The sequence below is a fragment of the Rhodoplanes elegans genome, from assembly GCF_016653355.1.
In the GTDB taxonomy this organism is placed as follows: Bacteria; Pseudomonadota; Alphaproteobacteria; order Rhizobiales; family Xanthobacteraceae; genus Rhodoplanes; species Rhodoplanes elegans.
The window spans coordinates 1-25,597 of sequence record NZ_NHSK01000169.1 but is presented as its reverse complement, the minus strand read 5'-3'; the positions used below and the strand labels follow the sequence as shown (position 1 = coordinate 25,597).

The 25,597-nt window shown below is 71.1% G+C and carries 20 protein-coding genes; 10 read left to right on the top strand and 10 right to left on the bottom strand.

Going from position 1 to position 25,597, the window contains the following annotated elements; genetic code table 11:
• Positions 1-1,272 (bottom strand): cation:proton antiporter domain-containing protein (locus tag CCR97_RS21400; RefSeq protein ID WP_201159824.1); only part of this gene is annotated, 1,272 nt, incomplete at its 3' end.
• Between the two features lie 267 nt (positions 1,273-1,539).
• On the opposite strand from CCR97_RS21400, the gene CCR97_RS21395 reads away from it, so the two are divergent.
• Positions 1,540-1,968: a hypothetical protein gene (locus CCR97_RS21395; protein WP_111357190.1), complete on the top strand. Its 429-nt coding sequence runs from the start codon at positions 1,540-1,542 to the stop codon at positions 1,966-1,968.
• 112 nt (positions 1,969-2,080) lie between these two features.
• Positions 2,081-4,645 carry a protein translocase subunit SecD gene (gene secD, locus CCR97_RS21390; RefSeq protein ID WP_111357192.1) on the top strand — a complete coding sequence of 855 codons (2,565 nt, stop codon included), beginning with the start codon at positions 2,081-2,083 and terminating at the stop codon, positions 4,643-4,645.
• Between the two features lie 66 nt (positions 4,646-4,711).
• On the opposite strand, the gene CCR97_RS21385 is transcribed toward secD, so the two are convergent.
• From CCR97_RS21385 to CCR97_RS21375, 3 genes are read right to left on the bottom strand one after another with little or no spacing between them, the layout of a single operon-like run.
• The gene (locus CCR97_RS21385; RefSeq protein WP_476705565.1) at positions 4,712-5,434 is read right to left on the bottom strand and encodes an ABC transporter ATP-binding protein; all 723 of its coding nucleotides are present in this window, start codon (positions 5,432-5,434) and stop codon (positions 4,712-4,714) included.
• Between the two features lie 10 nt (positions 5,435-5,444).
• Positions 5,445-6,578 carry an ABC transporter permease gene (locus CCR97_RS21380; RefSeq protein ID WP_111357195.1) on the bottom strand — a complete coding sequence of 378 codons (1,134 nt, stop codon included), beginning with the start codon at positions 6,576-6,578 and terminating at the stop codon, positions 5,445-5,447.
• Positions 6,575-7,759 (bottom strand): efflux RND transporter periplasmic adaptor subunit, encoded by a 1,185-nt coding sequence (locus CCR97_RS21375; RefSeq protein ID WP_207199542.1) that lies wholly within the window; start codon positions 7,757-7,759, stop codon positions 6,575-6,577. Before CCR97_RS21375 ends, CCR97_RS21380 begins: the two co-directional genes overlap by 4 nt.
• Positions 7,760-7,790: 31 nt before the next feature.
• Between CCR97_RS21375 and CCR97_RS21370 the strand changes: the two genes are divergently transcribed.
• The 4 genes from CCR97_RS21370 to CCR97_RS21355 all read left to right on the top strand — a co-directional run bounded on the left by CCR97_RS21370 (position 7,791) and on the right by CCR97_RS21355 (position 14,034).
• On the top strand, positions 7,791-8,627 hold the full coding sequence (locus CCR97_RS21370) for a hypothetical protein (RefSeq protein ID WP_146618739.1): 837 nt from the start codon (positions 7,791-7,793) through the stop codon (positions 8,625-8,627).
• Positions 8,628-8,712: 85 nt separating this feature from the next.
• On the top strand, positions 8,713-10,446 hold the full coding sequence (locus tag CCR97_RS21365; protein WP_244670598.1) for an efflux RND transporter periplasmic adaptor subunit: 1,734 nt from the start codon (positions 8,713-8,715) through the stop codon (positions 10,444-10,446).
• A 9-nt stretch (positions 10,447-10,455) separates the two neighbouring features.
• The gene (locus tag CCR97_RS21360; protein WP_111357200.1) at positions 10,456-13,587 is read left to right on the top strand and encodes an efflux RND transporter permease subunit; all 3,132 of its coding nucleotides are present in this window, start codon (positions 10,456-10,458) and stop codon (positions 13,585-13,587) included.
• A gap of 45 nt (positions 13,588-13,632) precedes the next feature.
• Positions 13,633-14,034: a hypothetical protein gene (locus tag CCR97_RS21355; protein ID WP_244670597.1), complete on the top strand. Its 402-nt coding sequence runs from the start codon at positions 13,633-13,635 to the stop codon at positions 14,032-14,034.
• Between the two features lie 382 nt (positions 14,035-14,416).
• Here the strand turns inward: CCR97_RS21355 and CCR97_RS21350 are convergent, their stop codons facing one another.
• Both CCR97_RS21350 and CCR97_RS21345 read right to left on the bottom strand, forming a co-directional pair.
• Positions 14,417-14,938 (bottom strand): response regulator, encoded by a 522-nt coding sequence (locus tag CCR97_RS21350; protein WP_201159823.1) that lies wholly within the window; start codon positions 14,936-14,938, stop codon positions 14,417-14,419.
• A gap of 147 nt (positions 14,939-15,085) precedes the next feature.
• On the bottom strand, positions 15,086-16,024 hold the full coding sequence (locus CCR97_RS21345; RefSeq protein WP_111360408.1) for a LysR family transcriptional regulator: 939 nt from the start codon (positions 16,022-16,024) through the stop codon (positions 15,086-15,088).
• A 123-nt stretch (positions 16,025-16,147) separates the two neighbouring features.
• On the opposite strand from CCR97_RS21345, the gene CCR97_RS21340 reads away from it, so the two are divergent.
• Positions 16,148-16,717: a GNAT family N-acetyltransferase gene (locus tag CCR97_RS21340; protein WP_244670596.1), complete on the top strand. Its 570-nt coding sequence runs from the start codon at positions 16,148-16,150 to the stop codon at positions 16,715-16,717.
• Positions 16,714-17,925, top strand: a complete 1,212-nt coding sequence (locus CCR97_RS21335) for an MFS transporter (protein WP_201159822.1) — start codon at positions 16,714-16,716, stop codon at positions 17,923-17,925. The genes CCR97_RS21340 and CCR97_RS21335 overlap by 4 nt, the downstream gene beginning before the upstream one ends.
• Here the strand turns inward: CCR97_RS21335 and pflA are convergent.
• The 3 genes from pflA to CCR97_RS21320 all read right to left on the bottom strand — a co-directional run bounded on the left by pflA (position 17,912) and on the right by CCR97_RS21320 (position 22,266).
• Positions 17,912-18,730, bottom strand: a complete 819-nt coding sequence (gene pflA / locus CCR97_RS21330; RefSeq protein ID WP_111360662.1) for a pyruvate formate-lyase-activating protein — start codon at positions 18,728-18,730, stop codon at positions 17,912-17,914. The two genes, CCR97_RS21335 and pflA, sit on opposite strands and share 14 nt — an antisense overlap.
• A gap of 118 nt (positions 18,731-18,848) precedes the next feature.
• Positions 18,849-21,107, bottom strand: a complete 2,259-nt coding sequence (gene pflB / locus CCR97_RS21325) for a formate C-acetyltransferase (RefSeq protein WP_111359132.1) — start codon at positions 21,105-21,107, stop codon at positions 18,849-18,851.
• A gap of 460 nt (positions 21,108-21,567) precedes the next feature.
• Positions 21,568-22,266 carry a GntR family transcriptional regulator gene (locus tag CCR97_RS21320; protein ID WP_420826091.1) on the bottom strand — a complete coding sequence of 233 codons (699 nt, stop codon included), beginning with the start codon at positions 22,264-22,266 and terminating at the stop codon, positions 21,568-21,570.
• 230 nt (positions 22,267-22,496) lie between these two features.
• Between CCR97_RS21320 and CCR97_RS21315 the strand changes: the two genes are divergently transcribed.
• Together CCR97_RS21315 and CCR97_RS21310 are read left to right on the top strand one after the other, a co-directional pair.
• Entirely contained in the window at positions 22,497-23,573 is a 1,077-nt protein-coding gene (locus CCR97_RS21315; RefSeq protein WP_111359130.1) for a tartrate dehydrogenase, read from the top strand.
• 40 nt (positions 23,574-23,613) lie between these two features.
• Positions 23,614-24,654, top strand: a complete 1,041-nt coding sequence (locus CCR97_RS21310; protein ID WP_111359129.1) for a tripartite tricarboxylate transporter substrate binding protein BugD — start codon at positions 23,614-23,616, stop codon at positions 24,652-24,654.
• 176 nt (positions 24,655-24,830) lie between these two features.
• Here CCR97_RS21310 and folE read toward each other — a convergent pair whose 3' ends face one another.
• Entirely contained in the window at positions 24,831-25,514 is a 684-nt protein-coding gene (gene folE / locus CCR97_RS21305; RefSeq protein ID WP_420826090.1) for a GTP cyclohydrolase I FolE, read from the bottom strand.
• Between the last annotated feature and the right edge of the window lie 83 nt (positions 25,515-25,597).

Genomic DNA, 25,597 nt, shown 5'->3' with positions numbered 1-25,597 from the left:
GCCCGGAGCGGCCGAGGCGTTGGGCGGCGCGGCGGCGGACGCGCCGATCCGGCGGCTGAGGGCTGCGACCGCCGCGAAGGCGAGCGGATTGATCAGGATCGATAGGATCGCGCCGGCCAGGATCAGGTCGCGCGCCGCCTCCGGCAGCAGCTTCAGGCCGACGCCGAGCTCGGCCAGGATGAAGGAGAACTCGCCGATCTGCGCGAGGCTCGCCGAGATGATCAGCGCCGTGCTGGTGGGATGGCCGAAGGCCCGCACGATGAGGAACGCCGCCGCCGACTTGCCGATGACGATGATGAACAGCGTGACCAGCACGGCGATCGGCTCGCGCAGGATGGTCGTCGGATCGAACAGCATGCCGACCGAGACGAAGAACAGCACCGCGAAGGCGTCGCGCAGCGGCAGCGACTCCTCGGCGGCACGATGGCTCAGCTCGGATTCGGACAGGATCATGCCGGCGAAGAAGGCGCCGAGCGCGAAGGATACGCCGAACAGCTTCGCCGCCCCGAAGGCGACGCCGAGCGCGATCGCCAGCACGGCGAGCCGGAACAATTCGCGCGAGCCGGTATGCGCGACCCAGTGAAGGACCCACGGGATCACGCGGCGGCCGACCACCAGCATCACGACGACGAAGCCGGCGACCTTGAGGATCGTCACGGCGAGCACGCCGCCGACGCCGAGATCGGTGACGAAGCCGAACAGACCGCCCGGCGCGACATGGCCGTTCGCCCCGGCGGCGCCGGTGCCGAGCGCGCCGGCGAGCGCCGGCAGCAGCACCAGCGCCAGCACCATCGCGAGATCCTCCACGATGAGCCAGCCGACCGCGATCTTCCCGCGTTCGGTCTCGACGAGGCGACGCTCCTGCAGGGCGCGCAGCAGCACCACGGTCGAGGCCACCGACAGCGCGAGCCCGAACACCAGCGCGGCCGGCATCGACCAGCCGAGCCACCAGGCGAGCCCCGCCCCCATCGCGGTCGCGGCGGCGATCTGCACGATCGCGCCCGGCACGGCGATCGCCCGCACGGAGAGCAGATCCTCGAGCGAGAAATGCAGGCCGACGCCGAACATCAAGAGGATCACGCCCATCTCGGCGAGCTCCGGCGCCAGCGTCTGATCGGCGACGAAGCCCGGCGTGTGCGGACCGACCAGCACCCCGGCCACGAGATATCCGACCAGCGGCGGAACCTTCAGCCGATGCGCGAGCGCACCGAACACGAAGGCGAGGCCGAGACCGGCGACGATGGTGGCGATCAGCGGAGTGTGATGCGGCATGAACGACGAGGCCTCGCACGGTCCCGCGGGCGGAACGGCACTCTGATGGATGGATTTCCGCCATTATGATCGGCTAGAAGACGATCGAGCAAGCGCACCGGCACGCGTCGTCCGCGACGTCGTGCGCGAGATGCGATACGACACGCGAACCGATATCACCAGCGAACCGTGACAGCCGTTCGCGACCCGACGAGACCCTGCCTACGAGACCTTGGCGACGAGGGCTTGGCGACGAGAGCTTGGCGACGAGAGCCTGACAGCGAAAACATGACGGCCGGACGCGCGACACGACAGGAGAACAGCGGCACGGCGACACCCGCCGGCCTGCGCGCCTGTCTGGTCGTCGCCCTGCTGATGCTGCACTGGAGCGCGCTGCCGCTGCTCGGGCTCCATCTCGGGATCGGCGTCGGCGGCACGATGTCGCGGGGCGTCGAGAACGCCGATCAGACGGCGCGGCCGGCCCTTCCGGTGCGCGACATGCTGCGCGCCGCCGCCACCATGCGGGCGGAGCGCAGCGAGCCGGGCGCCCCGGCCGCCTTCGGGCCGTCGGGCGATCACCCGGCCGTGCTGCCGACCGATGTGTCGGTGCCGATCGTCACGGCGGCGACGCGCCTCGCCGGACCACCGATCGAGACGTCGCGCGCGTCCTTCCGCCGCGCCTTCGACGCGCGCGGTCCGCCGGCCGTCGGGGCCTGATCCCGACCGCGCCATTCTTCCGCGCGGCCGTTTACTCCGTTCCGATCTCATCACGATCCCGCCGGGCGACGACGTCGCGCCGGTGCGCGATCGCTCGACCTGGACGACACCCATGCGAACCTCGCCTCGGGTGCTGGTGACCTATGCCCTCGTGATCCTTCTGGGCATGCTCGCGGCACTCCCCAATCTCCTCACCTCCACCCAGCTCGCGGCCCTGCCGGACTGGCTCCCCAAGAAGCAGATCACGCTCGGGCTCGATCTGCGCGGCGGATCGCATCTCGTGCTCGAGGTCGACATCCGCGAGCTCGTCAAGGAGCGCCTGCAGGGGCTCGTCGGCGAAGCCCGGCGCGAGCTGCGCCAGGCCGGCATCGAGACCGCCTCGGTCCGCCGGCAGGACAATGCCGTGGTGGTCGACCTGCGGGATCCGGCCCGCGAGGCCGAGGCCGTGAAGCTCTTGCGCAAGCTCGCGCAGCCGGTGGCGTCGCTCGCCTTCGGCAGCCCGACGAACACCGACATCACGGTGACGCCCGGCCCGGCCGGTCCGACCGGCCCGGCCGGACGCATCCGCATGACGCTCGGCGAGGACGGCATCCGCGACCGCACCAACGCCGCCGTGGAGCAGAGCATCGAGATCATCCGCCAGCGAATCGATCAGGTCGGCGTCGCCGAGCCGACGATCCAGCGCGCCGGCGCCGACCGGATTCTCGTCCAGCTTCCCGGCGTGCAGGATCCGAGCCGCATCCGCGCGCTGCTCGGCAGCACCGCCAAGCTGACCTTCCACATGCTGTCGATGGCCGATCCGTCCGGACCGCTGCCGGCGGGCGTTCATGTGATGCCCGGCACCACGGCGGGCGAGCGCTACGCCATCGAGGATCGCGTGTCGGTCGCCGGCGACCGGCTCGCCGACGCGCGCGCCGGCTTCGACCAGCGCACCGGCGAGCCGATCGTCTCGTTCCGCTTCGACGGGGTCGGCGCCCGTCAGTTCGCCGACATCACCACGGCGAATGTCGGCCGGCCCTTCGCCATCGTGCTCGACGGCAAGGTGCTGAGCGCGCCGGTGATCCGCGAGCCGATCACCGGCGGCTCGGGCCAGATCAGCGGCCGCTTCACGGTGGCGCAGGCGACCGACCTCGCCGCGCTCTTGCGCGCCGGCGCGCTGCCGGCGCCGCTCACCGTGATCGAGGAGCGCACCGTCGGCGCCGATCTCGGTGGCGACGCCATCGCGCGCGGCCTTGAGAGCGGGCTCGTCGGCTTCGGCCTGGTGTTCGCCTTCATGCTGGTGCTGTACGGGCCGTGGGGGCTCGTCGCCAACGCGGCCCTCGCCCTCAACGTGGTGCTGACGCTGGGTGCCCTGAGCGTGCTCGGCGCCACCCTGACGCTGCCCGGCATCGCCGGCATCGTGCTCGGCATCGGGCTCGCGGTCGACGCCAACGTGCTGGTCAACGAGCGCATCCGCGAGGAGACCCGCAAGGGCCTCGGCGCGTTCGCGGCGCTCGATGCGGGCTTCAATCGCGCCTGGGCGACCATCGTCGACTCCAACGTCACGGCGCTGATCGCCACCGCGCTCCTGTTCCTGTTCGGCTCCGGCGCGGTGCGCGGCTTCGCCGTCACGATGGGGCTCGGCATCGCCATCTCGATGTTCACGGCGGTGTCGATCGTGCGGGTGATCATGACCGCGATCGTCCGGCGCCGGCGTCTGAAGACCCTGGACATCGCGCCGCTGTTCCGACTGCGGCTGATCCCGGAGGGCACCGCGATTCCGTTCATGCGCGGCCGCTTCGTCGGCATCGGCGTGTCGGCCTTCCTGTCGCTCGCCTCGCTCGGCCTGTTCGTCACGCCGGGGCTCAATTACGGCGTCGACTTCCGCGGCGGCATCCAGATGGAGGTGGTGACCAAGGGGCCGGCCGACCTCGCCGCGCTGCGCAGCGGGCTGGACAAGCTCGGGCTCGGCGAGATCGCGCTGCAGGAGTTCGGCGACGCCTCGACCGTGCTGGTGCGGGCCGAGCGGCAACCCGGCGACGAGGCGGCCCAGACCGCGGCCGTGGAAACGATCCGCGCAGAGCTCGCGACGATCGCGCCGGGCTCGAAGGTCGAGCGCACCGAGGTGGTGGGGCCGAAAGTGAGCGGCGAGCTCGCCACCGCCGGCGTGCTCGCCGTGGTGCTCGCGAGCCTCGCCATGATGGCCTACATCTGGGTGCGGTTCGAATGGCCGTTCGCGGTCGGCGCCATCGCGACGCTGGTGCTCGACGTCACCAAGACGGTCGGCTTCTTCGCGCTGACCGGGCTCGACTTCAACCTCACGGCGATCGCGGCGCTGCTGACGCTGATCGGCTACTCGGTCAACGACAAGGTCGTGGTGTACGACCGCATGCGGGAGAACATGCGGCGGTTCAAGGCGATGCCGCTGCGCGACGTGATCGACCGGTCGATCAACGAGACGCTCGGCCGCAGCCTCTACACCTCGGTGACGGCGTTCCTGGCGATGCTGCCGATGGCGCTGTTCGGCGGCGCCGCGGTGGCGAGCTTCGCCATTCCGATGGTGTTCGGCATCGTCGTGGCGGCGAGCTCGTCGGTGTTCATCGCGGCGCCGATCCTCCTGTTCCTCGGCGACTGGCGGACCCGCCGGCGGGCGGCGATCACCCCACATCGCGGCGAGGAGGCCGAGAGTCCGGCCTGAACAGCCGATGCGCGCGACCGACCGCCAGCGCCGCGCGGTGCCGGCGGTCGGGGCGCCGCCGCCGCGTCAGATCAGCAGGCCGTCGCGCAGCTCCAGCATTCGATCGAAGCGGTCGACGATCTTCTCGTCGTGGGTGACGACGACGATCGCCGCCTTCTGGTCGACGGCGACGCGGCGAAGCAGATCCATCACGGTCTGGGCGCGCTGCGAATCGAGCGCCGCGGTCGGCTCGTCGGCCAGGATGATGCGGGGCCGGTTGGCGAGCGCGCGGGCGATGGCGACGCGCTGCGCCTCGCCGCCCGAGAGCTGCGCCGGAAAGGCGTCGCGGCGATGGCCGACGTCGAGATAGTCGAGCAGCTCGCGGGCGCGGCGCCGGGCCGCGGCGCGCGGCTCGCCGGCGAGCTGCAGCACCAGGGCGACATTGTCGGTCGCGGTGAGGAACGGCAGCAGGTTGTGGAACTGGAAGATGAAGCCGATGGTCTCGAGCCGCAGCCGGCGCAGATCGCGGCGCAACCAGTGTCCCTCGGCGAAGATATCCTCGCCCGCGATCCGCACCGTGCCCTCCGACGGCGCCAGGATGCAGCCGACGATGTTGAGCACCGTCGTCTTGCCGGAGCCGCTCGGGCCGCGCAGCCCGACCACCTCGCCGGCGCCGACGTCGAACGACACGCCGCGCAGCGCGTCGACCCGCGCCGAGCCTTCGCCGTAGTGCTTCCTCACGTCGACGAACGAGACGAGGGGCGTCGGGGCGCCGATCATCGCGGCACTGATCATCGCGGCGTCGGTCATGCTGCCCTCCTCACCCGGCCAGCGCCGTCGCCGGATCGACCTTCAGGGCGAGCCGGACGCCGAGCGTGCTGGCGACCAGGCAGATGACGACGACCACGGTGGCGAGCGCGATCACGTCCGGCGGATCGACCACCACGCGGCGGGGAAAGCTGTCCTTGAGGGCGAGGAGCAGCCCGAGGCCCGCGGCGAAGCCGATCGCCCCCATGGCGAGCGCCTGCTGCAGGATCAGGCCGACGATGGTGCGGTCCGGCGCGCCGATCAGCTTGAGGGTGGCGATCTCGCGAGTCTTGTCGATGGTCAGCGTGTGGATGATCAGCGCGATGATCACGGTCGAGACGATCAGCAGGAGCGTCGTGAACAGGCCGATCTGCCGGCGCGCCCGCTCGATCACCGAGCGGCTCAGCACCGTCTCCTGCTCCTCCTGGGTCAGCACCGCGAGATGCTTCCAGCGCCGCACGCCGTCGGCGACGGTCGCCACCGGCACGTCGGGGCTCACCCGCGCGACGATCGCGTTGACGATGTCGCTCGACGCCTCGCCGCCGCCGCGGGCGAGCTCGCGGCGCGCCGCCGGCGGGGCGAGCTCAAACTGCAGCTTCTGCGAGTCGCGCAGGGTGATGAACACCACCGGGTCGCCGCCCGAGGAGACCTGTCCGGCCGTGACCCCGACCACCGTGAACTCGCGGCGGCCGAGCTTCAGACGTTCGCCGACGGTCAGGCCGGCCGAGCGATCGACGATCGCCTCGTAGCGGCTCTGGACGATCGGACGCCCGTCGATCAGGTTTGCCGGACCGCCGGGACGGCCGGGCTCCGAGCCGATCACATAGACGCGCAGCTTGCCGGCCGCCGTCTCGGTCTCGACCGACTGGAACGTCACGGCGCCGGCCGCGGTGACACCGGCGACGCGGGCGACCGCCTCCCGCGTGTCGCCGGGCAGCCGCGAGGCCTCGGCGAACGGCCCGCGCGTGTTGGTCTCGACCACCCACAGATCGACGGCAGGCGACCGCGCCAAGGTCAGCGCCTCGGCGATCAGGCCGCGATAGATGCCGAGCATCGAGAGAACGATGGCGAGCAGCAGGCCGAGCCCCAGGCAGGTCATCAGGAAGCGGCCGAGATTGTGCCGGATGTCGCGGAGCGCGAGATTCATGGCCGCGATCCTTCCGGCCGCGATCCTTCGGCGAGCGTCGCGATCGAGGCGGAGCGTCCCTCGCGAAAACCAGAGCCGACCACGGCGGCGATCCGGGCGCCGTCGGGCAGGCCGTCGCGCAGCGCCACGCGGCCGTCGTTGTTGCGGTCGCCGAGCTGCACCCGCACCTTCGCGAGCCGGCCATCGCGCACGACCCAGACAGTCCCGGTCGCACCGTCGAAGCGCTCGATCGCCTTCTCGGGAATCATCAGGGCGCGCGGCAGCACCGCCTTGGTGACGAACACCTCGGCCTGCTCGCCGATGTGGAAGTCGGCCGGACAGTCCGTGCAGGCGACGTAGACGCGGCGCTCCTCGTTGACGCGGTCGCTCTCGATGCCGATCCGCACCACGGTGCCATGGAAGGTCTTCTGGGGCAGCGAGCGCAGCCGCACCTCGGCCGGCTGACCGAGCGCGATGCCGCCGGCGCGCGCCTCGTCCACATAGGCGAGGATCCAGACGGTCTGCGGCGCGACCAGCGTGAACAGCGCCTCGCCGGCTCCGACCACGGCGCCGAGCTCCTTCGCACGCGACACCACGATCGCGTCGAACGGCGCCTTGAGGACGTGCTGATCCAGCACGGCGCGGTCGCTGGCGAGCTGGGCGCGGGCGTCGTCGAGCCTCGCCTTGGCGGACGCGATCTCGCTCTGGGCGACCAGGAGGTCGGCGCCGGCGATCGCCTCGTTGGCCTGCGCCTCCTCGGCAGCCTCCTGCGACACCGACTGGCGCTCCAGCAGCGACTGCCGCCGACGGTTGGTTTGCACGCGCTGGCGATGCGTCGCCTCCGACTTGCGGGCGGCCGCCTCGGCGACCTTCAGGGCCGCCTCGGCGCTGGCCACCTGGGCCTCCGCCTTGGCGAGGCGCGCGGCCTGCTCGGTCGCGTCGATCGCGGCCAGCACCTGGCCGGTCGTCACGCTGTCGCCGTGGTCGGCGTGAAGCGCCGTGAGCGTGCCCGCGACCTTGAAGCCCGTCCGGCTGGTCACTCGCGCCTCCACGGTGCCGAGCCCGAACACTTTTATGGGCACCTCGGCCGCCGGCTCCACCACCGTGACCGAGACCGGCGAGGAGCGCAGCACGAAGACGGCGCCGGCCACGACGACGGCCACGACACCGAGCACGGCGAGGACGAGAGCGAGGCGGCGCATGGGCGGCTCTGATCAGGACAGGGGGGAGCGAATGGACGACACCGCCGACGGACGCACGGCGCACGAACACACGGCGGACGAACACACGGGACGGCACACGGTGGGAACGCTCACCGGAACGATCACCGGCGGGCATGATCACAAGGACGAGTGTCTATGCGATGTCTTGAATGTAAAGTCGTGTAAAGCCCGGACGGACGGCGACGCATCGCGGGCTGCCCGACCATGTTACCACAACGTCCGTCGATTGCCGTCGCGTCCGAACACGAGTATTCTGATCCGCGAGAGGATATCCTGGCCGATGCGATCGTCGATCCTGCGCCTGCTCGGACTGGCCGCGCTGCTCGTCGCAGCCGCGGTCGGTTTCGTCGTGGCCGGATCCGGCCTCGCACAGGCCCATCCGGGACATGGTCACGATCATCCGGGCCATGCGCACGCGGGCTCCGTCCAAGCGGTTCACCTCCAAGCGGTTCACCTCCAAGCGGGTGACGCCCTGACCGCTCACGGCCCTGCCCGGCAGCCGGTCGCGACATCGCCCCGTGTCGACGTGAGGATCTCCGCCGCGACGGTCGACGGCACGCCGCAGGCCGTCGCCCTCGCGCCGCAGGCGCGCGTGCACACATCCGACTCGTCCGCCGCCGCCGCGATCGACGGGTCCGTGCAGCACGACGGCTCGGCGTCCGGGGGCTGTGCGGCACCCGGCTGCTGCGGCGGGGGTCCCTGCAGCGTCTGCTGCTCGGTGGTGCCCGCCCATGCCGGCCTCGTCTGGCCGTCGCGCGCCGCGGCGGTGCTCGGCATCCACCCCGGCCCGACGCTCGACGACGCCATGTCGTCCGGCCTGATCCGTCCCCCTCGATTCTTCGTCTGAGCCCGCTTCTGCAACGACCACGGCCCCGGGCCATCGCGCCGGGTCGTGATCCATGCCCGGTTCCAGGACGAAGGACGTTTCTTCAATGCTCTCCCGCATGTTTCGCGCGGCCGCGGCGCGTGCGACCGTGGCGATCGCCGCGCTGCTCGTCGCGCTGCTCGCCGGCATGGCGACCACCGTCGCCCACGAAGGTCACGATCACGGCGACCAGCCGACCGCGCCGGCCCATATGCTGCCGCGCGGCGAGGCGACGAGCGGACCGTTCCAACTCGTCGCCGTTCTCAACGGCGACGAGCTGGCGCTGTGGCTCGACGACTTCGCCACCAACCGACCCATCGCCGACGCGACGCTCGAGATCGAGACCCCGCAAGGGCCGGTGACGGCCGAGCCCCGGCCGGCGGACGGCAGCTTCCGCCTGAAGGCGCCGTGGCTCGCGGCCGGCGCGCCCGCCTCCGGGCATGTCGATCTCGCCGTCACGGTGACGGCAGGCGACACGATCGAGATTCTCGCGCTCACCATCGAGACCAGTGCAGCCGCCGCGACCACGGCCCCCGCAGCCGCCGGAACTTGGCCCGCCTGGACGGCCCGCCTCGGCGCGCTCGGCCGGCCGGCCGTGCTGTCGACGCTGGCCGGCGGCATCGCGGCGGGCCTGCTGCTCGCCGGGCTGTTCGGGCGACGCCGCGCCGCCGCCGTGCCGCTCGCCGGCGTCGGGCTTCTCGCCGCGGTCGGCTTCGGGCTCCTCCAGCAGGAGAGCGTCGCGCACGCGGATCGCGCCGCCGACGTCCCGCCGGCGACGCCCCGCCCCACCGCGTCCGCGGTCGCCGAGCGCGCGCAGCGCCAGACCGACGGCACCCTCTTCGTGCCCAAGGCGGTGCAGCGCATCTTCGCGCTGGAGAACACGCTCTCGGCGACCAGCGACACGCGTCGCGCCGTCGAGCTGCCGGGCCGCATCATCCCGGACCCGGACGCCGCCGGTTACGTCCAGACCGCGGTCGGCGGAAGATTGGCGCCCCCGCCCGGCGGCTTCCCGCGACTCGGCGCAGCCGTGAAGGCCGGCGACGTGCTCGCCTATGTCACGCCGCCCGTGCAGGCGATCGACGCCTCCGACATGCGCCAGCGCCAGGGCGAGCTCGACCAGCAGATCGCCATCGTCGAGCGCCGCATCGCCCGCTGGGAGCCGCTCGCCGCCTCCGGTGCCGTCACCCGCACCCAGCTCGAGGAAGCGAGGCTCGAGCTGAAGGGGCTGAACGACCGCCGCGCCGCGCTCGACCGCGTGCGCCGCGAGCCGGAGGCGCTGGTCGCCCCGGTGTCGGGCATCGTCGCCGACGGCGTGCCGGTCGCCGGGCAGATCGCCCAGACCAACGCGATCGTGTTCCAGATCGTCGACCCGACGCGCCTGTGGGTCGAGGCGATGAGCTTCCATCCCCTCGACGGCCTCGCCGAGGCGAGCGCCGTGACGGCCGGCGGCACGACGCTGCCGCTCGCCTTCCGGGGCGCCGGCTTCGCCGATCGCGGCCAGGCCATCCCGGTGCACTTCGCCGTCACGGGCGACACCAAAGGCATCCGCACCGGCCAGTTCGTCACCGTGGTGGCGGCGACCGGCGAGACGACGTCCGGCCTCGCCGTGCCGCGCTCCGCCGTGGTGCGCGGGTCCGACGGCCAGGCCCAGGTGTTCGACCACGTCTCGGCCGAACGCTTCGTGCCGCGCCCGGTGCGCACCGCGCCGCTCGACGGCGACCGCGTGCTGATCCTGGCCGGCGTCGAGCCGGGCCGACGGATCGTCGTGCAGGGCGCGCCGCTCCTCGACAACGTGCGCTGAGGCCGCGGCATGTTCACCACCCTGGTCACCCAGTCGCTGCGCAACCGCATCCTGGTGCTGGCGCTCGCCGCCGTGCTGATCCTCGTCGGCCTCTACAGCGTCACGCGCCTGCCCGTCGACGTCTTCCCCGACCTCAACCGCCAGACCGTCACCATCATGACCGAGGCGGAGGGGCTCGCCCCGCCCGAGGTCGAGCTGCTCGTCACCTACCCGATCGAGACGCGGATGAACGGGGCGCCCGGCGTCACCCGCATCCGCTCGGTGTCGGGCGTCGGGCTCTCCATCGTCTATGTCGAGTTCGAGTGGGGCGGCGACATCTTCCGCAACCGACAGCTCGTCGCCGAGCGGCTCGCGCTGGTGCGCGATCAACTCCCGCCCGAGGTGACCCCGATGATGGGGCCGGTCTCCTCGCTGATGGGCCAGATCGTGATGATCGCCATGACGAGCCAGACCGCGACCCCGATGGAGCTGCGCGAGACCGCCGACTTCGTGGTGCGGCCGCGGCTCCTCGCCATTCCGGGCGTCGCCCAGGTGATCCCGATGGGCGGCGAGGTGCGCCAGTATCGCGTCTCGCCGCAGCCGCCGGCGCTGCGCGCGCTCGGCGTGAGCTACGAGCAGATCGAGAAGGCGCTGACGGCGTTCGGCGCCAATGCGGGCGGCGGCTTCGCCGACCTCGACGCGCGCGAGGTGCTGATCCGCAACATCGGCCGCACCACGAGCCTCGAGGACCTGCGCAACGTCGTCGTCGCGACCGTCGAGGGGCGGCCCGTGTTCCTCCACCAGGTCGCGACCGTCGACTATGCGGCGCGCGCCAAGCGCGGCGACTCCGGCTACATGGGCAAACCCGCCGTGGTCGTCGCCATCGAGAAGCAGCCGGACGTCGACACGGTGGCGCTGACGCGCCGCATCGAGGAGGCCGTCAAGGAGCTCGAGCCGTCGCTGCCGCACGGCATTTCGCTCGACAATCCGATGTTCCGCCAGGCCGACTTCATCGAGACCTCGATCCGCAACGTCGAGACCGTGCTGATCGAGGCCGGTATCGTCGTCGCCGTGGTGCTGTTCGCCTTCCTGCTGAACTGGCGCACCACCGTGATCTCGCTGACCGCGATCCCGATGTCGATCCTGATCACGGCCGTGGTGTTCCACCTCGCTGGGCTCTCCATCAACACCATGACGCTCGGCGGCATCGCCATCGCGATCGGCGAGCTGGTCGACGACGCCGTCGTCGACGTCGAGAACATCTTCCGGCGGCTGCGCGAGAACGTCGCGCTGGGCTCGCCGCGGTCGGTGTTCGACGTGGTGGTCGGCGCCTCGCAGGAGGTGCGCTCCGGCATCGTCTACGCCACCGCCATCATCGTGATGGTGTTCGTGCCGCTGTTCGCGCTCGGCGGCATCGAGGGCAAGCTGTTCGCGCCGCTCGGCCAGGCCTACATCGTCTCGATCCTGGCGAGCCTCCTGGTGTCGATCACGCTGACGCCCGTGATGGCCTTCTACATGCTGCCGGCGCTCGGCCGGCACGCCCATCGCGAAGGCTTTCTCGTCCGCGTGCTCAAGCGCGGCTATGCCGCGACGCTGCGCCGCGCCTACGGCAACGGCGGGCCGATCATCGCCGCCACCGTGGCGCTGGTGATCGCCGCCGGCGCCGCCGCGCTGTCGCTGCCGCGCGTCTTCCTGCCGCCGTTCAACGAGGGCACCTTCACGATCCTGCTCACCTTCAATCCCGGCGTGTCGTTGCCCGAGTCGAACCGCGTCGGCACCATCGCCGAGCGCCTGCTGATGGACGTGCCCGGCATCCGCACGGTCGGCCGGCGCACCGGCCGGGCCGAGCTCGACGAGCACGCCGAGGGCATCCACGTCACCGAGCTCGAGGTGGCGCTCGACCGCGGCCGGCCCAAGCAGGAGATCGTCGCCGACATAAGGGCGCGGCTCGCCGTGCTGCCGCTGTCGCTCAACATCGGCCAGCCGATCTCGCACCGGCTCGACCACATGCTGTCCGGCATCCGCTCCGAGCTCGCCCTGAAAGTGTTCGGCGAGGACCTCGACACGATGCGAACGGTCGCCGAGAGCTTCCGCGAGAAGCTCGCCGGCGTCCCCGGTGTCGTCGACCTGCAGGTCGAGAAGCAGGTGCGGATCCCGCAGCTCGAGATCCGGGTCGACTACGGCCGCGCCGCCCTCTACGGCGTGCAGCCGGCGGCCGTGGTCGACCAGCTCGGCCGCCTCTCGAACGGCCGCGTCGTCTCGCGGGTGATCGACGGCAACCGCCGCTTCGACGTGGTGATGCGCCTGCCCGAGCGGCTGCGCACCACCGGCGGGCTCGGCGATCTCCTGATCGAGACCCCGCGCGGCTGGATCCCGGCCCGCCTGATCGCCGATATCCGCGAGACCGACGGGCCGAATCAGATTCTCCGCGAGAACGCGCGGCGCCGCATCGTCGTGCTCGCCAACGGCGACGGCTCGGCCGACATGGCCGGCATCGTCGCGTCGATCCGCAAGATCATCGCCGACACGCCGCTGCCGCAGGGTGTGACGGCGCGCCTCGAAGGCACGTTCCAGGCCCAGGAGGAGGCCGCGCGCACCATCGGGCTCCTGTCGCTGGTGTCGCTATCGATGATCTTCGCGATCCTCTACGGCCGCTACCGCTCGGCCGTGCTGGCGCTGATCATCATGGGCAGCGTGCCGCTGGCGCTGATCGGCTCGGTCGCGGCGCTGTGGATCGCCGGCGAGCCCCTCTCGGTCGCCAGCATGGTGGGCTTCATCACGCTCACCGGCATCGCGGCCCGCAACGGCATCCTCAAGATCAGCCACATCGCCAACCTGGCGGTGAGCGAGGGCCTGCCGTTCGGCCGCGATCTCGTCACCCGCGGGTGCCTGGAGCGGATGACGCCGGTGCTGATGACGGCGCTCTCGGCCGGCGTCGCGCTGGTGCCGCTGCTGATCGACGCCTCGGGCGCCGGCAAGGAGATCCTGCACCCGGTCGCCGTCACCATCTTCGGCGGGCTGATCAGTGCGACGCTGCTCGACGCCTTCGTGACGCCGATCCTGGTGCTGCGGCTCGGCGAGAAGCCGATCGCCCGGCTGCGCGACGCAGCAGCCGAGCGCGCCGCCGAGTCCGCTACCGCGGCCGCGCCGGCGACCTACTGATCACTCGTTCCGCACAAGATCCTGCATCAAAGAAGGAGAACCCCGATGATCACCCGACGCACCCTGCTCACGAACGCCGCCTTCGTGACCGCTGCCCTGATGGCCGGCACCACCCTGCTCGCCCCCGGTCCGGTCCTCGCCCACAATCCGAAGCCGAGCCACGGCGGGCGCATCGTCATCGCCGGCCAGTATCACGTCGAGCTGGTGATAGCGGGCGCGACCGTGTCGGCCTATCTGCTCGGCCACGACGACAAGCCGCGCGACGCCGCCGGTCACCAGGGCTTCGCCCTGCTGGTCGTCGACGGCAAGAGCCAACGCGTTCCGCTCGTCCCGGCCGGCCCGAACCGGCTCGAAGGCACGGCCCCGGCGCCACTGCCGCCGACCGCCAAGGCCGTGGTGCAGATCACCTCCCCGGGCGGCGCCTCCGCGCAGGCCAAGTTCGACTGAGGTCCGGCTGTGAGGCGTGATGTCTGGTGAGATCGCCCCACACTCCGCTCATCCCCGCGAAGGCGGGGATCCAGAGCCACACGTCGTCACGCCCCTGGGTCCCCGCCTTCGCGCTACGGGATGCACACATCGCGCGCTATGCACGAGAGCGTCATGCGCGGGCTCGACCCGCGCATCCATCACCTTCACCAAAAAGCGTTTTCTCGCAGAGAGATGGATCGCCGGGTCGAGCCCGGCGATGACGTCGGAGGGGACCGCCGGCGTGTTGCGTCTCACTGAAACTCGGCAGCTTTTCGAGATGTGTGCATCCCGTAGCACCTTCGCGGCGACGAACGGAATTTCGGGCCTGATCGCGCAGACGGGACCGCGCGCCGACTCCGCCTCACAACGGCAAGGGCGACGGCGCGGCGGCTTCGGCGTCTCGACGGATGCGCGTCAGCACCTGGCGCAGCAGCGTGAGATCGACCGGCTTCGGCAGCGCCTCGCGCACGTCGAGCTTCATCAGGATCGCCATCGATACGGTCTCGCTGCGCATCGCGGCGTTCGAACCGCTGACGATGACGATCGGCGTGCGGCAGTCCATCTCGACCAGCGCGTGCATGACGTCGAGGCCGTTGCGGGCGCCCAGCGAGAGATCGAGCGTGATGGTCGTGAAGGTGGTGCGGCGCAGGCTCGACACCGCCGCGCCGAAGGTCGCCACCGCCGTCGGCACGTAGCCGGCCCGCTCGGCCGTCTTGCACAGCACCATCCGGTGGACCGGATCGTCGTCGATCACCAGCACGGTCGGCGCGCCGACGGTCGGCGCGCCGACGGACGGCACGGCGACGGTCGGCACGGCGACGGCGCCCGCACAGGCGGGCTCGAACGACTTCCGGAGGATCGGGTCGTGGGCCAGATCGAGCATGTCCGACCTCCCAGCTCGTGATTGGACCCCTCCGGCCTACGCCCGCCGGCGCCAACGTCCTGTTAATTCGATCCGACAAACTCGGGCATATTGTCGAATTCGCCGCAACGAAATCGAAACCGGATCAATCCGCCAATCGCCCCGCGCTCAGGGCGCCCGCCGCCCGGCCGCCGATGCCCGCCGCGGGCCCGCATCCGCGGACGTCGGCGACAGGTCCGAGAGCGCCTCGACCACGGCGCGCAGGCCGCGGTCGAGCCGCTTGTCCCGGCGCAGCACGACGCCGAGCGAGCGGGTCAGCCGCGGCGACAGCGGCCGCATCGCGATCTGGCCGCGCGCCTCCGCCGCCGCGACGGCGAGGCGCGGCAGCACGGCGAAGCCGAGCCCGGCGCCGACCAGCTCCTTGATCGCCTCGACGCTGCCGAGCTCCATCACCGGCTTCGGGGTGCGGCCGGCGCGGGCGAACCAGCGATCGATCACCCGGCGCGTGTTGCCGCCGGCCTCGTAGAGCACCAGCGGCTTGTCGGCGAGCGCGGCGGCGCCGAAGCGCGGCGGCAGCGCCGCGTCGGGCGGCGCCACCGCGACCAGCTCGTCGGCATAGACGGGCGTCACCTGGAAGTTGCGGCCGGCGATCGGCAGGGTCGCCAGCGCGACGTCGAGCGCATTGGCGGCGAGGCGGTCGAGAATGTCGGCGGTGTTGCCGGTCTCGACCGTCAGCTCGAGCCCGGGCAGGCGCCGCCGCAGCGCCCGCAGCACCGGCGGAAGCAGGTAAATGCAGGCGGTCGCGCCGGTGCCGATGCGCACCCGCCCGGCCGTCCCGGCGCGGTGCGGCGCCAGCGCCGCGACCGCCGCGGCGAGCTCGTCGCCGATGCGGCTCGCGTGGACGAGGAGATCGCTGCCCGCCGCGGTCGGCTGGGCGCGGCGGCCGAGCCGCTCGATCAGCCGCACCCCGAGCCGTCGCTCGAGGGTGCGGATCTGCAGGCTGACGGCCGGCTGCGTCAGCCCGGCCCGTTCGGCCGCGGCCGAGAAGCTGCCGAGCGTCGCCACGTCGCAGAAGGTGCGGAGCTGGTCGAGCGTCACGCCTTTCATGGCAGCGATCCTTATCGGATGCATAAGTCCCATAAGCTTCCATGGCGGCGCCTCCGGGCGCAAGATCGCAGCCCGCGTCACGCCGCTCCGTCCTGCCCGCTCCGGGCCTCTCGCGAGGTGTTCTTGTCCAGTCCGCTCGTCTCGTCCCGGCCGTCGCTGCGCGATTGCGCGGTCGGCGACCTCCCCGCCGTCACGGCCATCTACGCCGAGGCGGTGCGCCACGGCCGCGCCAGCTTCGAGCTCGATCCCCCCGATCTCGCCGAGATGACGCGGCGCCGCGCCGCCCTGGTCGCCGGCGGCTTTCCCTACCTGGTCGCCGAGATCGACGGCTCTGTCGCCGGCTACGCCTATGCGGGGCCGTACCGGTCCCGGCCCGCCTATGCCTGGACGGTGGAGAACTCGGTCTATGTCGCGCCGCATCTGCAGGGCCGCGGCCTCGGCCTCGCACTGCTCACCCGGCTGGTCGAGGCTGCGACGGCGCGCGGCTTCCGCCAGATGATCGCCGTGATCGGCGACTCGGCGAACCACGCTTCGATCCGGCTGCACACCCGCGCCGGCTTCGCGCCGGTCGGCGTGCTGCGGGCGAGCGGCTTCAAGCACGGCGTATGGCTCGACAGCGTGCTGATGCAGCGCGCGCTGGGCGACGGCGACCGCACGCCTCCGCCCACTCCGGCCGGCTCGGCCGCTCGATGACCGCCGGCAGCGGCATCTCGCGACGCCTGGTCGCGGCGCTCGGCGCCGGACAGCTCGTGATGTGGGGCGTGTCCTATTATCTGGTCGGCGTGCTGGGCGATCCGATGGCGGCCGACCTCGGCTGGTCGCGCACCGCGGTCTATGGCGGCTTCGCGCTGGCGCTCGTGGTGATGGGCATCGTCTCGGCGCCGGTCGGTCGGGCCATCGATCGGCTCGGCGGGCGCCGGGTGATGACGGTCGGCTCGCTGCTCACCGCGCTCGGCTGCGCCGGGCTCGCCGCCACGACCGGGCCGATCTCGTTCTTCGCCGCCTGGGCCTGCCTCGGCCTCGCGATGCGGATGACGCTCTACGAGGCGGCCTTCGCGGCGCTGGTGCGGATCGGCGGCCGCGAGGCGCGCCCGGCCATTGCCCAGATCACGCTTTTGGGTGGGCTCGCCTCGAGCGTGTTCTGGCCGATCGGCGACCTGCTCACGAAGGGCTTCGGCTGGCGCGGCGCCGCGCTCGGCTACGCCGCCTTCGCGCTCGCCACCGTGCCGATCCACCGGTCGATCCCGGACGCCCGCGCGTCCGACCGTCCGGTGCCGGCCGGCACCGCGCCGCCGCCGGCGCCGCTCGCCGTGACGCCGGCGCAGCACCGCACCGCCGCCGTGCTCTACGCCACCGCCGTCACCGTGACGGCGTTCCTCGCCGCCGCCATGTCGGCCCACATGATCGGCCTGATGGCCGGGCTCGGCCTCGGCGCCGGAGCCGCCGTGTGGATGTCGGCGCTGCGCGGCGTCGGCCAGTCGACGGCGCGGCTCGGCGAGGTGGCGCTCGGCGGCCGCAGCGACCCTCTGGCGCTCGGCACGCTGGCGGCGGCTCTGCTGCCGCTCGGCTTCGTGGTCGGGCTGTGGGGCGGCGTGTCGCTCACGGCGGCGGCCGTGTTCGCGCTCGCCTACGGGGCCGGCAACGGGCTGATGACCGTGGTGCGCGGCACCCAGCCGCTGGTGCTGTTCGATCACGCCACCTACGGCGCCCTGGTCGGCCGGCTGACCGCCGCGAGCTTCTTCGTCTCGGCGGCCGCCCCCGTGACCTACGCGGCCGTGATCGACCGGTTCGGCGCCGGCGTCGCGTTGATCGGCTCGGCCGTGCTGGGCGTGATCGTGCTCGCCTGCGCAGCGACGCTGCTTCTCATCTTCCGCCGGCGCGAGGAGATCAGCGGACCGTGAGTCCGCGCGAGCGGAAAATCGCGATCGCCGCCGCGATCTGTTCGGCGGTCGGCACCGGCGTGTCGCCGAGCGGATAGGCGCGGCCGAGCGCCGCCCATTTGTGCTCGCCGAGCCGGTGATAGGGCAGCACGTCGACCTGCTGCACCAGCGGGCCGAGCTCGACCAGGAAATCGGCGAGCCGGGCGATGTCGGCCTCGCCGTCGGTGAGGCCCGGCACCAGCACGTAGCGGATCCACAAGGGCTTGCCGAGGCGCACCATGCGGCGCGCGAAGTCGAGCGTCGGGCCGAGCTCGCGCCCGGTGATCTGCTTGTAGACGGCCGGGTCGGAATGCTTGATGTCGAGCATCACGAGATCGACCGGATCGAACCAGTCGTCGTCGACTTTTCTGCCGAGGAAGCCCGTGGTGTCGAGCGCCGTGTGCAGGCGCAGGTCGTCGTGCAGGCGCCTCAAGAGCGCGCCGACGAAGCCGGGCTGGCTCATCGGCTCGCCGCCCGAGACGGTGACGCCGCCGGCGAGGCGCAGGAAGCCGCGATACGGCGCGATCTCGGCGATCGCCTCGTCGAGATCGACGCGGCGGCCGCCCTTCGTGGTCCAGGTGTCGGGGTTGTGGCAGTAGACGCAGCGCAGCGGACAGCCGGCAACGAAGTAGACGAACCGCATGCCCGGCCCGTCGCCCGCCGCCCCGGTCTCGACCGAGTGCAGGAACCCGACCGGCGCCGTATCGGAATCGGTACCGGCCGGCGGCACGATCACGCAACCGGGACGCCCGGCGGGAGTGTGGATCAGGGAGGGTTCGGGGGTCATGGTCTTCTGTCCTTCGGCCCGTCGTCGGCGCCCGGTCCCTGATCAGGAACTTTGGAACCGGGCGCCTTCGCGACGAACTTTTTTGACCGGCGCCGCCGCGAAGCGGCGCCGGCCGTGATCACATGCAGCCGTGGAACGTCCGGCTGATCACGTCGAGCTGCTGCTCGCGCGACAGCTTGACGAAGTTCACGGCGTAGCCGGACACCCGGATGGTGAGCTGCGGATAGTTCTCCGGGTGCTCCATCGCGTCGAGCAGCGTGTCGCGGTTGAGCACGTTGACGTTGACGTGATGGCCCATGGCGCCCGCGAAGGCGTCGAGGCAGGCCGCGAGGTTCTTCTGCCGCTCCTCCGGCACCCGGCCGAGCGCCGTCGGGGTCGCCGAGGCGGTCCAGGAGATGCCGTCGAGCGCGCAGGCGTAGGGGATCTTCGCGACCGACGCGCCGGCCGCGACGAAGCCCTTCTTGTCGCGCCCGTTCATCGGGTTGGCGCCCGGCGCGAAGGGCTCGCCGGCGCGGCGGCCGTCCGGCGTGTTGCCGGTCTTCTTGCCGTAGACGACGTTCGACGTGATGGTCAGCACCGACTGGGTCGGCACCGCGTCGCGATAGAAGTGCGGCTGCGCCTTGATCTTCTCGATGAAGCTCTCGGCCAGCCACACGGCGATCGCGTCGGCGCGGTCGTCGTTGTTGCCGTAGGCCGGGTAGTCGCCCTCGATCACGTAGTCGACCGCGAGGCCGGCGGCGTTGCGCACCACCTTCACCTTGGCGTGCTTGATGGCCGAGAGGCTGTCGGCGGCGACCGACAGGCCGGCGATGCCGCACGCCATGGTGCGCAGCACGTCACGATCGTGCAGCGCCATCTCGATGCGCTCGTAGGCGTACTTGTCGTGCATGTAGTGGATGACGTTGAGCGCCTTGACGTAGGTCTTGGCGAGCCAGCTCATCATCAGGTCGAGCTTCGCCACCACCGTCTCGTAGTCGAGCACGTCGCCCTCGATCGGCGTGAAGCCCTCGGCCACCACGAGGCCGGACTTCTCGTCGACGCCGCCGTTGATCGCGTAGAGCAGCGCCTTGGCGAGGTTGGCGCGGGCGCCGAAGAACTGCATCTGCTTGCCGATGCGCATCGGCGAGACGCAGCAGGCGATGCCGTAGTCGTCGCCCCAGTGCGGCCGCATCACGTCGTCGTTCTCGTACTGGATCGACGAGGTCTCGATCGACACCTTGGCGCAGAAGTCCTTGAAGCCCTCGGGCAGCTGCGTCGACCACAGCACCGTCAGATTGGGCTCCGGCGCCGGGCCGAGGTTGAACAGCGTCTGCAGGAAACGGAAGCTGGTCTTGGTGACGAGCGGACGGCCGTCCTCGCCGATGCCGCCGATCGACTCGGTCACCCAGGTCGGGTCGCCGGAGAACAGCGTGTCGTATTCCGGCGTGCGCAGGAAGCGCACGATGCGGAGCTTGATCACCATGTCGTCGATCAGCTCCTGCGCCTGCGCCTCGGTGAGGAGCCCGCGCTTAATGTCCCGATCGAGATAGATGTCGAGGAAGGTCGAGACGCGGCCGAGCGACATCGCCGCGCCGTTCTGCTCCTTCACGGCGGCCAGATAGCCGAAATAGGTCCACTGCACGGCCTCGCGGCCGGTCGCGGCCGGCTGCGTCACGTCGCAGCCGTAGGTCGCCGCCATCTGGGCGAGCTCGTCGAGGGCACGGATCTGCTCGTTGAGCTCCTCGCGCAGCCGCATCGTCTTCTCGTCGAAGACGGCGTCGTCGATCTCGTGCAGCTCGCGCCGCTTGTCGGCCTTCAGCCGCTCGGTGCCGTAGAGCGCGACGCGGCGATAGTCGCCGATGATGCGGCCGCGGCCGTAGGCGTCCGGCAGGCCGGTGACGACGCCGGACTTGCGGGCCGCGAGGATCTCCGGCGAGTAAGCGTCGAAGACGCCCTGGTTGTGGCTCTTGCGGTACTTGGTCCAGATCTCCTGGACGACCGGGTCGATCTGGAAGCCGTAGGCCTCGAGGCCCATCTCGACCATGCGCAGGCCGCCGTTCGGCATGATGGCGCGCTTGAGCGGCGCGTCGGTCTGCAGGCCGACGATCAGCTCGGCGTCGCGGTCGATGTACCCGGGGGCATGCGCCGTGATGGCGGCGGGCGTGTCGGCGGAGACGTCGAGCACGCCCTTCTTGCGCTCCTCGGCGAGCAGGCCGGTGAGCGTCTCCCAGACGCCGAGCGTGCGCTTGGTCGGGCCGGCGAGGAACGCCGCGTCACCGAGATAGGGGCGATAGTTCGCCTGGATGAATCCGCGCACGTCGATCCGGCTCTGCCACGCTCCGGCGGCGAAGCCGGCCCACGGCTCGGTTGCGGTGACAGTCTCGGTGATGGCGTTCATGACGACCTCGTAGGGAGCTTGTCCGGCAGAGGCACGAGCACGCGGCGGGTCGGTCGTCTGATACCGGGGGCGTGTCAGGCGAGGAAGGTCGTCACGGAGACGTCGGAAACTTGCGGTTCCGGCGAGACCGCTCGGCCCTCAGGGTCGCGCAGCGGTTCGAACCTCGATGTCAGGTGATATATCACCACGTATTTCCGGCGAGGAGCGCCGAGCGCGAATGCCCGCGTCGCGCCGAAAGCGGCCGTCCGGGCGGATACGACATCTTGTGATATTTCATATGGCCGCACGCGCAGCTTCGTTCCGTTTCGGGACCGCGTTTTGATTACGGGATCCTGCGCTCCGGAGAATTGCGTAGGCGAGGAGCCGCGCTCGCGGTCCGAAAAGCCGCGCCGGCACGAGTCGTTCCGGCATCCGGAAATCCGGATGTTGTTGCTGAAAAGTGTTCGAAAATCCGTCCGTTCTACAGATGCCGCATGCCGAGCTTCTCGAGCAGCGGAAGCAGCTCGTCGCGAGCGTGCTCGCGATGCGCCCGCGCCAGCGCGCCGGCGCGCGCGGCGTCGCCCTTGCGGATCGCCGCCGTCACGGCGAGGTGCTCCTTCAACGAACGTGTCGGCTTCACGCGCAGCCGCAGCGTCACCATGCGGGCGCGGTGCGACTGGTCCATCACGGTCGCGACCGCGCGGGCGAGCCGGCTGTTGCCGCAGCGCTCGACGAGCGCGCGGTGGAAGCGGTCGTCGGCGCGCGCCCAGGCGTCGAGGTCGTCGCGCTCCAGCGCGGTCTTCATGTCGCTGTTGCTCGCGTCGAGCGCCTCGAGGGCCGCCCGCTTCGGCGCGTCGGCGGCCGCCGCGATCGCCTCGGCGGCGCGGCCTTCGAGCGTCGCGACCAGATCGTAGATCTCGCGCATGTCGTCGGGCGAGAGTGCGCAGACCTGGATGCCGCGCTTCGGCAGCACCCGCACCAACCCCTCCTCCTGGAGGCGGATCAGCGCCTCGTGCACGGGCGTACGGCTCATCCCGAGCTTCAGCGCGATCTCCTGCTCGGAGCCCTGGTAGCCGGGCGCGAACACGTTGTCGCGCACCGCCGCCTTCATGGCCCGATAGGCGTTCTCCACCAGCGACGACGACGTGGCCTCGGAGGTCGGCACCCCGGGTGTCGCCACGGCGGCCGCGGGGCCGCCGGCCGTCCCCCTGCTCCGGGCGATCACGCGCGCGCTCCGCGATCCGGGGCACAGACGATCTGTTGCATGGAAGCTCCGATGGAAGATTGACGACCCACCACGATCGCAGTATAGCGGATTCGCGAACTTGCATGGAAGTCGGCATGCATCCGACATGGATGCAGCCCGCCCTGGCGGCGCCCGGCCGACGACGGACGAGAGGCGGAGCGACGATGCGGGACTATCGGATCGCGGCGATCCCGGGCGACGGAATCGGAACGGAGGTGATCGCGGCCGGCCTGCAGGCGCTCGACGTCTGCGCGGCGCGCGACGGCGGCTTCCGTGTCGCGGTCGATCTCTTCGACTGGGGCTCCGCCTACTACAAGCGGCACGGTCGGATGATGCCGGAGAACGGCCGCGACCAGATCCGCCGTCACGACGCGATCTTCTTCGGCGCGGTCGGCGCGCCCGACGTGCCCGATCACGTCACGCTGTGGGGCCTGCGGCTCGCCATCTGCCAGCCGTTCGACCAGTACGCCAATGTGCGGCCGACCCGAATCCTGCCCGGCATCACGAGCCCGCTGCGCGCCGTCTCCGGCCCCGAGCTCGACTGGGTGATCGTGCGCGAGAACTCCGAGGGCGAGTATGCCGGCGTCGGCGGCCGCGTCCACCAGGGCTTCCCTTACGAGACCGCGACCGACGTCGCGATGTTCACCCGCGTCGGCGTCACCCGCATCATGCGCTACGCCTTCCGGCTCGCGCAGTCGCGCCCGCGAAAGCTCCTGACCGTCGTCACCAAGTCGAACGCCCAGCGCCACGCGATGGTGATGTGGGACGAGATCGCCGCCGAGGTGGCGGCCGAGTTCCCCGACGTCACCTGGGACAAGATGCTGGTCGACGCCATGACCATGCGGATGGTGACCAAGCCGGCGACGATCGACACCATCGTCGCCACCAACCTGCACGCCGACATTCTCTCCGATCTCGCCGCCGCATTGGCCGGCTCGCTCGGCATCGCGCCGACCGGCAACATCAATCCCGAACGCGAATTCCCGTCGATGTTCGAGCCGATCCACGGCTCCGCCTTCGACATCACCGGCAAGGGCATCGCCAACCCGATCGCCACCTTCTGGTCGGGCTCGATGATGCTCGAGCATCTCGGCGAGACCGCCGCGGCCGCGCGCCTGATGCGTGCCGTCGAGCGGGTCACGGCCGATCCGCGCCTGCACACGCCCGATCTCGGCGGCAGCGCGACCACGGCAATGGTCACCGACGCGGTCTGCGAGGCGCTCGTCGGCGACAATCTGTAACGGCCGAACAAGGCCACGGCCCTCGCGCACGAGGGAGCCCATGCCTGACACGTCGAAGCGTCGCGCCCCGGACCGGGGCGTGCGAACGATCCTGCGCGCCGCCGCCGGCCTGGCGACCGGCCTTGCCACCATCGGCCTGGCCGTGCTCGGCCTGACCGCCGCGGCCGAGGCCGACGGCTATCCGTCGAAGCCGATCACCATCCTGGTGCCCTCGGCGGCCGGGGGGCCGACCGACACGGTGGCGCGGCTGATCGCCGAGTCGATGACCAAGACGCTCGGCCAGACGGTCATCGTCGAGAACCAGGGCGGCGCCGGCGGCACCATCGGCATGGCCCGCATCGCCCGCACGCCCGCCGACGGCTACACGCTCGCCATCTGGCACATCGCGCACGCCACCGCGCCGGCCCTCTACGACAACCTGAAATACGATCCGGTCGCCGACTTCGACCATATCGGCCGCATCACCGACGTGCCGATGACGATCGTCTCCAAGGCCGCGCTGCCGACGAAGACGATCGACGAGCTGATCGCCTGGATGAAGGCCAACAAGGCGAGCGCGAGCTTCGGCCATGCCGGCGTCGGCTCCGCCGCGCATCTGTGCGGGCTTCTCTTCCTCAACGATCTGAACCTGCAGATGGCGCAGGTCGCCTATCGCGGCACCGGGCCGGCCATGAACGACCTGGTCGGCGGCCAGATCGATCTGCTGTGCGACCAGACCACCAACACGACGAACCACATCAAGGAAGGCCGCATCAAGGGCTACGCGGTAACGACGAAGACGCGCGTCTCGTCGCTGCCGGACTTGCCGACGCTCGACGAGACTGCCCTGAAGGGATTCGAGGTGTCGGCCTGGCACGCGCTGTGGGCGCCGCGCGGCCTGCCCAAGGAGGCGACCGACAAGCTCGTGCCGGCGCTGCAGAAGGCGCTGCAGGACCCCAAGGTGATCGAGCGCTTCGCCAGCCTCGGCACCGAGCCGGTGCCGCTCGCGCTCGCGACGCCCGAGGCGCTGAAAGCGCAGCTCAGCGCCGAGGTCGAGAAGTGGGGCAAGGTGATCCGCGCCGCCGGCGTGAAGGGGAACTGAGGGGCACTCGATCGAACGGACCTGTCCCCGCCCTCACCCTGAGGAGGCTGCGCAGCAGCCGTCTCGAAGGGCGAGGGCGGCCCCGTCGATCATGGCCTCATGGTTCGAGACGCGCTCCTGCGGAGCGCTCGTCACCATGAGGGGGGAGGCATCGCCGCCGCGACGTGCGCCGTCGTCTAGTCGATCAGCGCCAAGAATTCCTGGCGGGTCGCGGTGTTGTCGCGGAACACGCCGGTCATGCGACTGGTCACCATGTCGGTGTCGTGCTTGTGGACGCCGCGGGTCGACATGCAGTGGTGCTGCGCCTTGATCACCACGGCGACGCCCTGCGGCTCCAGCACGTCCTGGATCGTGTCGGCGATCTGGGCCGTCATCTTCTCCTGGATCTGGAGCCGCTTGGCGTAGACCTCGACGACCCGCGCGAGCTTCGAGATGCCGACGACGCGGCCGTTCGGCACATAGGCGACCCAGGCGCGGCCGATGATCGGCACGATGTGGTGCTCGCAGTGGCTCTCGAAGCGCACGCCGCGCAGCACCACCATCTCGTCGTAGCCGGCGGTCTCGTCGAAGGTCTTGCGCAGGATCGCGGCCGGATCCTCGCGATAGCCCTTGAAGAACTCCTCGTAGGCGCGAGCCGCCCGCGCCGGCGTCTCCAAGAGCCCCTCGCGGTCCGGATCGTCGCCGGTCCAGCGCAGGATGGTGCGGAACGCCGCCTCCACCTCGGCGCGAGACGGGCGCTCGATCTTTTGCCGTTCGGTCCGGCTCCGGCCGCCCGGGGCGTCGTGGTCCTTGGTGCGCTTCGCCATCGTGTCCAGAGCCGTATCGAGTGCCGGGTCGAGTGCCTGCAGGGCGGGGGTCATGCGGCGTCCTTTCTTGTAGATCGAACCGAATACGACGGGAAGCGCCGACCGGATCAGGGTGCGGCATCCGCGCCCCCAGCCAC